This window comes from Mycobacterium sp., from assembly GCF_050701675.1.
GTDB lineage: Bacteria > Actinomycetota > Actinomycetes > Mycobacteriales > Mycobacteriaceae > Mycobacterium.
Window position 1 is genome coordinate 1 of the sequence record NZ_JBOGDD010000484.1, and the last position, 8,295, is coordinate 8,295.

Sequence of the window (8,295 nt, forward strand, 5' to 3'; positions counted from 1 at the left end):
GACCCCAGCTGGACGGTCCGACAACCTGCAGCGACCCTCTGGTATCACCCGCACCCGCACGGCGAAACCGAAAAGCACGTCTACCGCGGGCTCGCCGGCCTGTTCATCGTGGACGACGACGATCCAGCCGTCGAACTGCCCCACGACTACGGCGTCGACGACATTCCGCTGATCATCCAGGACCGCCGCTTCACTCCGGCAGGCGCGCTTGATGAGTCCGATTCGACGGACGTTGGCCTCCTTGGCGACACGATCGTCACCAATGGCATTGCGGGCGCCTATCTTCCGGTCTGGTCGGAGCGTGTCCGGCTCCGTATCCTCAACGGTTCCGGGGGCCGGCTGTACAACTTGGGCTTCGGGGACGACCGTGCGTTCGACGTGATCGCCAGCGACGGCGGCCTGCTAGCCGCGCCGGTGAGGATGAGCCGCATTCAGTTGAGTCCCGGTGAGCGGGTCGAGATCGTCGTGGACATGCGATCTGGAGGCCAGATCCCACTGCGGTCGTTTCCCATGGCGGACGGCGCCGGATTGAGCCGGGCCGACGCGGCGCGATTCGGGATGAACGACACATTCGACATTCTCGACTTGCACCCCGGCCGGACGTTGCGATCGAGCGCTGCCGTTGCGGCAAGGCTGGCGGCGCTCTCTGCTCCCGACACTTCTCGAGCGCACCCGGAGAGGTCGTTCGACCTGCAATGGTTCATGATCAACCAGCGCCGCATGGACATGAACCGCATCGACTTCCATGCCACCGTCGACACGGACGAGATCTGGACGCTGCGAAATGTCGACAATTGGCCACACAACTTCCACGTGCACGACGCTCAGTTCCGGATCGTCGACATCGACGGATCGCCTCCGCCCCCCGAACTCGCAGGATACAAAGACACGGTGTACGCCCCTCCGGGACAACGGATTCAGCTCGCCATCCGATTCTCCGACTACACAGACCCGACCTACCCGTACATGTATCACTGCCACCTCGCGATGCACGAGGATCGGGGAATGATGGGCCAGTTCCTCGTGCTCGCACCCGGCGAAGAGCCCGTTCCGATGCACATGGACATGTCCGCCGGCGAAGCACCGTCGCAGGCCGGCCAGGATCACTCCGTGCGCTGATACCCGTAGACGGCGAGCTGAACCCTGTTCTCGGTACCGGTCTTGTCCATCAGGTTAGCGATGTGCGTCTTCACCGTCGTGACGCCGAGATGCAACTGACCGGCGATCTCTTGGTTGGACAAGCCATCGACTACCAACGGCAGCACTTCCAGCTCGCGTGGAGTCAACGGCACTGGGGCCGCGGTCGAGTCGTCGGCGAGTTTGGCCTCCACGGCCCGGGCGGTCAACCGTCGCAACAAGTGTGGCGACAGTGTGAAGTTACCGTCGACTGCCCGACGAATGGCGTCAATGAGCTCGACCGGACTCGTGTCCTTCACCAGGAATCCCGCGGCGCCGGCCGCTAGCGCTGGGTAGAGATGCTCGTCGTCGTCGAATGTCGTGAGCGCCAATACCTTCGACGCCGGCCGGTTGGACATCACGAGGCGGGTGGCTTCGATGCCGTCCAGTCCGGGCATCCGCAGATCCATCAGGATGACGTCTGGAGAGAGTTCAGCGGCAGATCGGACCGCCTGAGCGCCGTCTGCGGCCTCGCCGACCACGTCGAGGTCGACGGTGGACTCGCACAGCATGCGCAGCCCAGCCCGTACCAGCCTTTGGTCATCGACGATCAGCACCCGGATTCCGGTCACCGCGGTACCCCCTCCAAGAGGGTCGCGGATTCGGGCAGCCACGCGTCGACCACCCAATCTCGCTCGATTCGTCGGACGTCGAACTGGCCGCCGATGAGGTCCAGCCGCTCCGCCATTCCAATCATTCCGTGACCCTCGGCATTCGGCGACGATCCCGGCACGTACGCACTACTGACGCGAACGGCCACGCCGTTGTCTCGTCGACCAATGCTCAGGTCGACGGGACCCGCTGCATCGGCGTGCTTCATCGCATTCGTGAGTGCTTCCTGTGTCACACGCAACAGGGTGAGCCGCGCGATCGCGTCCAATCCGACGATCTCGCGATCGATGTGGGCCGCGACGGTGAATCCCGCGGCGCGGGTCCGCGCGACCGCTGCATCGATCTCGATCCACACCGCCTCAGGTTCGATCATCGCGACCTCGCTCAGGGCCGGATCGCGCAGGGCGTCCTGCAGGCGACGGATGTCGGCGAGCGCGTCGGCGGCCGTGCAGTGCACGTCGTTGAGCACCGTAGCTACGCGCGGGTCCACACCGTCGAGGACGTGCTCAGCGACGCCGACGCGAAGCACGATTGACGCCATGTGATGGGCGACGAGATCGTGCAACTCTCGCGCCATCGCAGTGCGCTCTTCCGAGCGTACGGCGGATTCCGCTGCCGTTCTGCGCAATTCGGAATCGGCGGCGCGCTCCCGGTAGGTGGCGGCAAGGCGTTTCTGACCCCGGAGGTAGAGACCGAGGAGAATCGGCATGCCGACAGCGGCCACGATGGCAGCAGCGTTTGCGGCGGTCCAGAGCGACGTGTGATCGTCAAACCAATTGCCCAGCAGGAGCGCGGCAAACCAGCACGCGGCCGTCGCCGCGATGACCCGGTTGCGGTCGCTGCGCGCGGCCACATCAGCCACCGCCAGAGCCCCCAGGTACGGAACCCAGCCGGACAGCCCCCACGCCTCTGCGGCGAACATCGGCACCGCCAGTGCGGACAATACGAGCGATGCCGGAACGGGCCACCGCCAGCCGACGGCGAAAGCAACAGCCGCGCTGCACGACAGGGCCCAGTACACGGTCGAGACCTCGAACTGCGCAGGGAACCTGCTCGCCGTCAGCATCATGGGCACCAGCAGCAACGGTGCCAATCGAAGTGCCAAGCCAACCGACGGATGGCGAGATGGGACGGACTGCATCCCTTCACCGTAACCGCCACCCTGGATTGGCAATCGTCGTTGACGTCGCGCAGACCGCCAATCGCGAGACGTTCCCACCACCCCGGTGTCACACTCGAATTGACGGGGAGGTCACAGCATGAAGTCCACGGGTACCGCTGTCGTCGATGCCGCGATCGCGCCACGGGAGAACGGGGCGCCGCCGCCATACGTCGCACTCGAAGACGTCGATCTGGGCAGGCTCGAGTTCTGGGACCTCGACGACGACCTGCGCGACGGCGCGTTCGCCACGCTGCGCCGAGAGAGTCCACTGTCCTTTCACGACACCCCCGAACTCGCGGGATTCGCCTCGGGGGCTGGACATTGGGCGCTCACCACGTTCGCGGACGTCCACCACGCCAGTAGGCATCCGGACGTGTTCAGTTCGAGCCCGACCAGTACGTCGCTCAACGAGGTCCCACCCGAGATCTCGGAGTTCCTCGGCTCGATGATCACGTTGGACGATCCGCGCCACCTGCGCCTGCGGACCATCGTCAACCGTGCATTCACTCCCAAGGTTCTGGCCCGCATAGAGCAGAGCGTTCGCGACCGGGCTCGACGTCTGGTGGCCGGCATGGTGGCCGACCATCCCGATGGTCGAGCGGATTTCGTGGCCAGTGTCGCGGCGCCGCTGCCGCTGCAGATCATCTGCGACATGATGGGCATCCCGGAATCGGATCACGGAGACGTGTTCCACTGGACCACTGTGCTGATGGGGGTCGGCGACGATGAGGCATCCGGAGATTTCGACGACGTCGTAAGGGTCGCAACCGAACTCGCCTCCTACGGCATCGAACTCGCCGAAGACCGAAGAGCCCATCCCGGCGATGATCTGACGACCAATCTGGTGACGGCCGAGGTCGATGGAGAGCGCTTGACGTCCAGCGAGATCGCCTCGTTCTTCATCCTGCTCACCGCCGCGGGCAATGAGACCACCCGCAACGCCATCAGTCATGGGTTGGTCTCGTTGACCCGCTATCCCGACGAGCGCCGGACGTGGTGGGCCGACTTCGACGGGGTCGCCGCCACCGCGGTCGAGGAGATCGTGCGATGGGGTTCACCGATCATCTTCATGCGCCGCACCCTCACCAGGGACATCGAGATGAGGGGAACGCCGATGAAAGCCGGCGACAAGGTATCGATGTGGTATTGCTCGGCCAACCGCGACGAGGATGTCTTCGCCGACCCGTGGAGGTTCGACGTACTTCGTAACCCCAACCCGCAGATCGGCTTTGGCGCCGGCGGAGCACACTTCTGCCTCGGCGCCAACCTGGCTCGTCGGGAGATCAGGCTGGCCTTCGAAGAACTGCACCGGCACATTCCAGACATAGCGGCCATCGAAGAGCCGGCCATCCTGCGCTCGTCGTTCGTGCACGGCATCAAACGTCTGCCGGTGGCCTGGACCCCACCCGGGCTGGGCATGCGGTAACGCCAGCCCGTAGACACCCGGGCGCGGCCGTCCTGCGTCACCCGTCGTCGCCCCAAGGTGGGGAAGGACACACCGCAAAGCCGTGACCAATGGGGCTCGTGCAACCCATGAGACTCCTGGGACGGCGCCGTCCCGACACACGCTCCCAGCGTGCGCGTCGCGCGATCCACTGTCGCCGCCGTGCCCTATCTTGGACCGTCCGACGTATGACGCAGCCGAGGAGGGAACCAGGTGGACGACAACGCAGCGATGTCGGCTGCCGACCTGCTCGAACTCAATCGCGACATCCAGGGCTCACCCACGATCCGATTGTTGGCCACGCTCAACATGGGCTTTCACGCCACGCTGATGGAACGCCACCTCAGCGGTGGCGTGATCCCCGAGACCGAGCTGGTGGTGCGGCTCGAACGCGACCTCGACGAGCTGGGCAGGCCCGGTGGCGAGCAATCCGGCCTCGCCCTGATCAAGTCGTGGGCCAGCCAGGGCTGGCTGCACCGCGTCGCCGACCAGCGCGCGGGCATCGAACGCAACCTCTGCTACCTGACTCAGGACGCGCGTCGGGCGCTGGACTTCCTGCGCAGCATGCGCCGCCAGGACACCATTGCCACCGGCGGCTCCATCAACGGCATCGCCTCGCGCCTGCGGCAGATCGCCCTGCGCGTAGACAACGACCCCGACCGAATCCGCGCAGGCATCGAAGCCGAGATCGCGGCATTGCGCGCCGAGCTGGACGAACTCGCCAGGGGGCTCGAGGACGGTGTCGAGGACCGTGCTCAACCCGACGTCGATCTGACCGACACATACGACGAAGCCCGCGCGATCGCCCTGCAGATGGAACGGCTGATCACCGACATCGGCCAGTACGGCACGATGATCGAGCAGGCCACCGCCGCTCTCGACGAACCGATCGACACCAACGTCGAATACCGCGACCGGCAGCGTCAGATGTACGCCGACTATCAAGCCGCTTGGGACTCGCAGGGCCGGGACTCGCATCGGGCCTTCCTGCGCATGATCAACGATCCCGATCAGCGCGCCGAGTTCGAGGCCGACGTCGCCGCGGTCGCCGAGGCGCTGCCCGCGCTGGACCCGGCGCTGCGCCGGGTGATGGCCGGATTCTTCGAGCTAGTGGGCCAGCAGATCGACGAGGTGGAACGCATCCAGCAGCGGTGCGCGCAGCGGGTCAAGAGATTCACCGCGTTCGGCACGTTGGAACAGAGCCGCGGCGTGGCCCGTCAGCTCAACGAGGCCATCGGCGCCGCCCGCGCCCTGCTGAAGACGTCCCTGACCGACTCACGCCTCGACCTCGAACTCCCCCTCGCACGGCACGCCATCAGCTCGGTCGGCGCCCTGAGCTTCCGGATCGGCGACCTGTCCAATCCGAAGCCCGCCCACGCCGCCGACGGGGACGTCGACCTGTCGAGCTTCGCCGCACTGACCACACAGGTCGATGCGCCAGCGATGTCCGAGCTGATCAACACGGCAATCGCGGGTGGACCGCTCTCCTTGCCGGAGGCCGTGGAGATGCTCTCCACCGAAGGGCACGGGGCGTACCTGGGTCACGTCATCGTGCTGTGGTCCTGGGCGCTCAAACAACCCTTGCCCGACGACATTGCCGCACGGGCGTCCAAGTCGGTCACCGTCCGGTTCCAGTCCCTGGACGGGCGTGACCGTGAGATGGAGGTCCCGCACCTGATGTTCACCGAACCGATCTCCAGCCTGCTGGGAGCCGCCTCGTGACGACAGAGCAGTCCGTCGACTACGCGGGATTCTCCGCACTGCCCCAGGTCGATCAAACGGCCCGCAGCCCGCAGGGGCGCAGGCCCCGGTTCGACGGCGACGTCAGCGAACTTCCCGACCGCGCGTGCTGGGCACTGCAGCAGCTGCTGACCCGCCGCTACGTCAGCGCCGAAGCCGACCGCGACCTCTACACCTGGGTGGTGGAGTACCGCGGGCAACTGTCCGTGCGACTGTCCGAGCTCGATCTGCTGCTCCGCATCGTCGACGGCGCGGAAGTCGCCTTCGTAGAGCAGGCCCGCTACGAATCGGCAAGGGGCGCAAAGCTCTTGCGCCGCGAGCCGCTTGGCACCTATGACTCGATTCTGGCACTGCACCTGGCGCAGATGATGCGCGCCTCCGGCGACCAGACCGTCCTGATCAGCCGCGACGAAGTGCACGGACTGTTCTCCGGGGTGCTCAACGACGTCGACCGCGACGTCGTCACCTTCACGGCCAGGATCGACGCGGCCATCGCCCGGCTCGCCTCCCTGGAGATCCTGCGCAAGAGCCGCGACGACGAGGACAGCTACACCGTCAGCCCGGTGATCAACGCCGTGATGACGGCTTCGGTGATCACCGAGTTACAGCAGCAGTTCGAACTGCTGCGGAGCGGCGGCGACCCACCGGACCAGGACGAACAGGAGGTCGCACTAGATGGCTGAACAATTCCACCTGTCGCGCTTGCAGGTCATCAATTGGGGCGTGTTCGACGGGTATCACACCATCCCGTTCAGTGCGGGCGGAGCGCTGATCGCCGGCGCGTCCGGCAGCGGCAAATCCTCACTCCTGGATGCAATTTCGCTCGGATTTCTACCTTTCAACCGGCGTAACTTCAACGCCTCCGGCGACAACTCGGCGGCCGGCTCCAGCGCAGGCCGCCGCACCGTCGACAAGTACGTGCGCGGCGCCTGGGGGCAACGCAGCGACGCCGGTGCCAGCAAGGTCATGTACCTGCGCGGCGAAGGCGCCGCATGGTCAGCGGTGGCCGTCACCTACGCCAGCAACACCGGGCGAACCATCACCGGCCTGGTGCTCAAATGGCTCACCGGTGAGTCCCGCTCGGACTCCTCGAGCCGATTCGTCCTGGCCGACGGCGACCGCGACATCGAGGACGTCTGCAACCGGTGGGCATCCGGGCGCTTCGACGGCAACGTGTTCAAGGACGACTGGCGGTTCTCCACCAAGGTGGAGTCGCAGTACCTCGCCCAGCTGTACGCGAGCATCGGCATCCGCGCCTCCGATGCCGCTCAGCAGCTTCTCGGCAAGGCGAAGTCGCTGAAAAGCGTTGGCGGACTCGAGCAGTTCGTCCGTGAGTTCATGCTCGACGAGCCAAGTAGCCTGACGCGGCTGCCCGATGCGCTCAAGCAGATCGACCCGCTGGTCGACGCCCGCGAGCTGCTGGCCGTCGCGCAACGCAAGCGCAAGATCCTCGGCGACATCGAGAAGATCCAACAGCGTTACGCCTCCGAGTCCTCCGACCTTGGCATCATCGATCTGGTGGATCAGCCGATGGTCCGGGCATACACCGATCACGTCCGGCTGGCGCAGTGCCCGGCTCAGATAGATTCACTCGACGCCACCATCGACCAGCTCGGCAACGAGTACGAGGACGTGACCCGTCAGCTCAATCTCGCGAAGGCCGAAGGGGATTCACTCAACGCACAGATCAGCGGATCGAGTGCGAGCGTCGGGCCGTTGCAGTCGCAGGTGGCAGGCGCCGAAGCGCAGGCCGAAGAGGTATCACGGCGCCGGGCCGCCTATGAGTCGATGATCACCGCACAGAGCCTCGACGTCCCGGACACCGCCGACGAGTTCTGGAATCTGCGTGAGGAACTCAGCACTGCCGCCACTGAACTGCTGGCCAAGCTCGACCGCGGCAGGGAAGCGTCCACCGATGCCGAGTACGCGCAGAAGGTCGCTCGGATCGCCCGCGACGACGCAGCGAAGGAGCTGCGCCGCGTCGAGCACGTCGGGTCGGCCCTTCCGGAGTTCGCGATCACGATGCGCGAACACATCTGCGCCGCAGTCGGTGTCGACGCGAGCAAGCTGCCCTACATCGCCGAGCTGATGGACCTCAGGCCGGAGCAGAGCCGGTGGCGGGTCGCGGTGGAGAAGGTGCTGCGCGGGGTGGGTCTACGGC

7 protein-coding genes are annotated in these 8,295 nt (G+C 65.8%); 5 read left to right on the forward strand and 2 right to left on the reverse strand.

Annotated features, from left to right (window positions below; translation table 11 throughout):
* Positions 1 to 1,119: multicopper oxidase family protein (locus tag ACRDUX_RS14460; protein ID WP_526414714.1), on the forward strand; the 1,119-nt coding region annotated here is incomplete at its 5' end.
* Here the strand turns inward: ACRDUX_RS14460 and ACRDUX_RS14465 are convergent.
* Both ACRDUX_RS14465 and ACRDUX_RS14470 read right to left on the reverse strand, forming a co-directional pair.
* A complete protein-coding gene (locus ACRDUX_RS14465; protein ID WP_526414715.1) occupies positions 1,104 to 1,748 on the reverse strand; it encodes a response regulator in 645 nt (214 codons plus the stop codon). The genes ACRDUX_RS14460 and ACRDUX_RS14465 overlap by 16 nt on opposite strands.
* Entirely contained in the window at positions 1,745 to 2,929 is a 1,185-nt protein-coding gene (locus tag ACRDUX_RS14470) for a sensor histidine kinase (RefSeq protein WP_526414716.1), read from the reverse strand. The genes ACRDUX_RS14465 and ACRDUX_RS14470 overlap by 4 nt, the downstream gene beginning before the upstream one ends.
* Before the next feature lie 118 nt (positions 2,930 to 3,047).
* Between ACRDUX_RS14470 and ACRDUX_RS14475 the strand changes: the two genes are divergently transcribed.
* The 4 genes from ACRDUX_RS14475 to ACRDUX_RS14490 all read left to right on the forward strand — a co-directional run.
* Positions 3,048 to 4,376, forward strand: coding sequence for a cytochrome P450 (locus ACRDUX_RS14475; protein ID WP_526414717.1), 1,329 nt, complete (start codon positions 3,048 to 3,050; stop codon positions 4,374 to 4,376).
* 249 nt (positions 4,377 to 4,625) lie between these two features.
* Positions 4,626 to 6,116: a DUF3375 family protein gene (locus ACRDUX_RS14480; protein WP_526414720.1), complete on the forward strand. Its 1,491-nt coding sequence runs from the start codon at positions 4,626 to 4,628 to the stop codon at positions 6,114 to 6,116.
* The gene (locus ACRDUX_RS14485) at positions 6,113 to 6,817 is read left to right on the forward strand and encodes a DUF4194 domain-containing protein (RefSeq protein WP_526414718.1); all 705 of its coding nucleotides are present in this window, start codon (positions 6,113 to 6,115) and stop codon (positions 6,815 to 6,817) included. Before ACRDUX_RS14480 ends, ACRDUX_RS14485 begins: the two co-directional genes overlap by 4 nt.
* Positions 6,810 to 8,295 (forward strand): ATP-binding protein (locus ACRDUX_RS14490; protein ID WP_526414719.1); only part of this gene is annotated, 1,486 nt, incomplete at its 3' end. The genes ACRDUX_RS14485 and ACRDUX_RS14490, both read left to right, overlap by 8 nt.

Bases quoted from the DNA above. Each gene is read 5' to 3' on its own strand.
- ACRDUX_RS14475 (WP_526414717.1), top strand. From the start codon at position 3,048: ATGAAGTCCACGGGTACCGCTGTCGTCGATGCCGCGATCGCGCCACGG.
- ACRDUX_RS14480 (WP_526414720.1), top strand. From the start codon at position 4,626: ATGTCGGCTGCCGACCTGCTCGAACTCAATCGCGACATCCAGGGCTCA.
- ACRDUX_RS14470 (WP_526414716.1), bottom strand. From the start codon at position 2,929: ATGCAGTCCGTCCCATCTCGCCATCCGTCGGTTGGCTTGGCACTTCGA.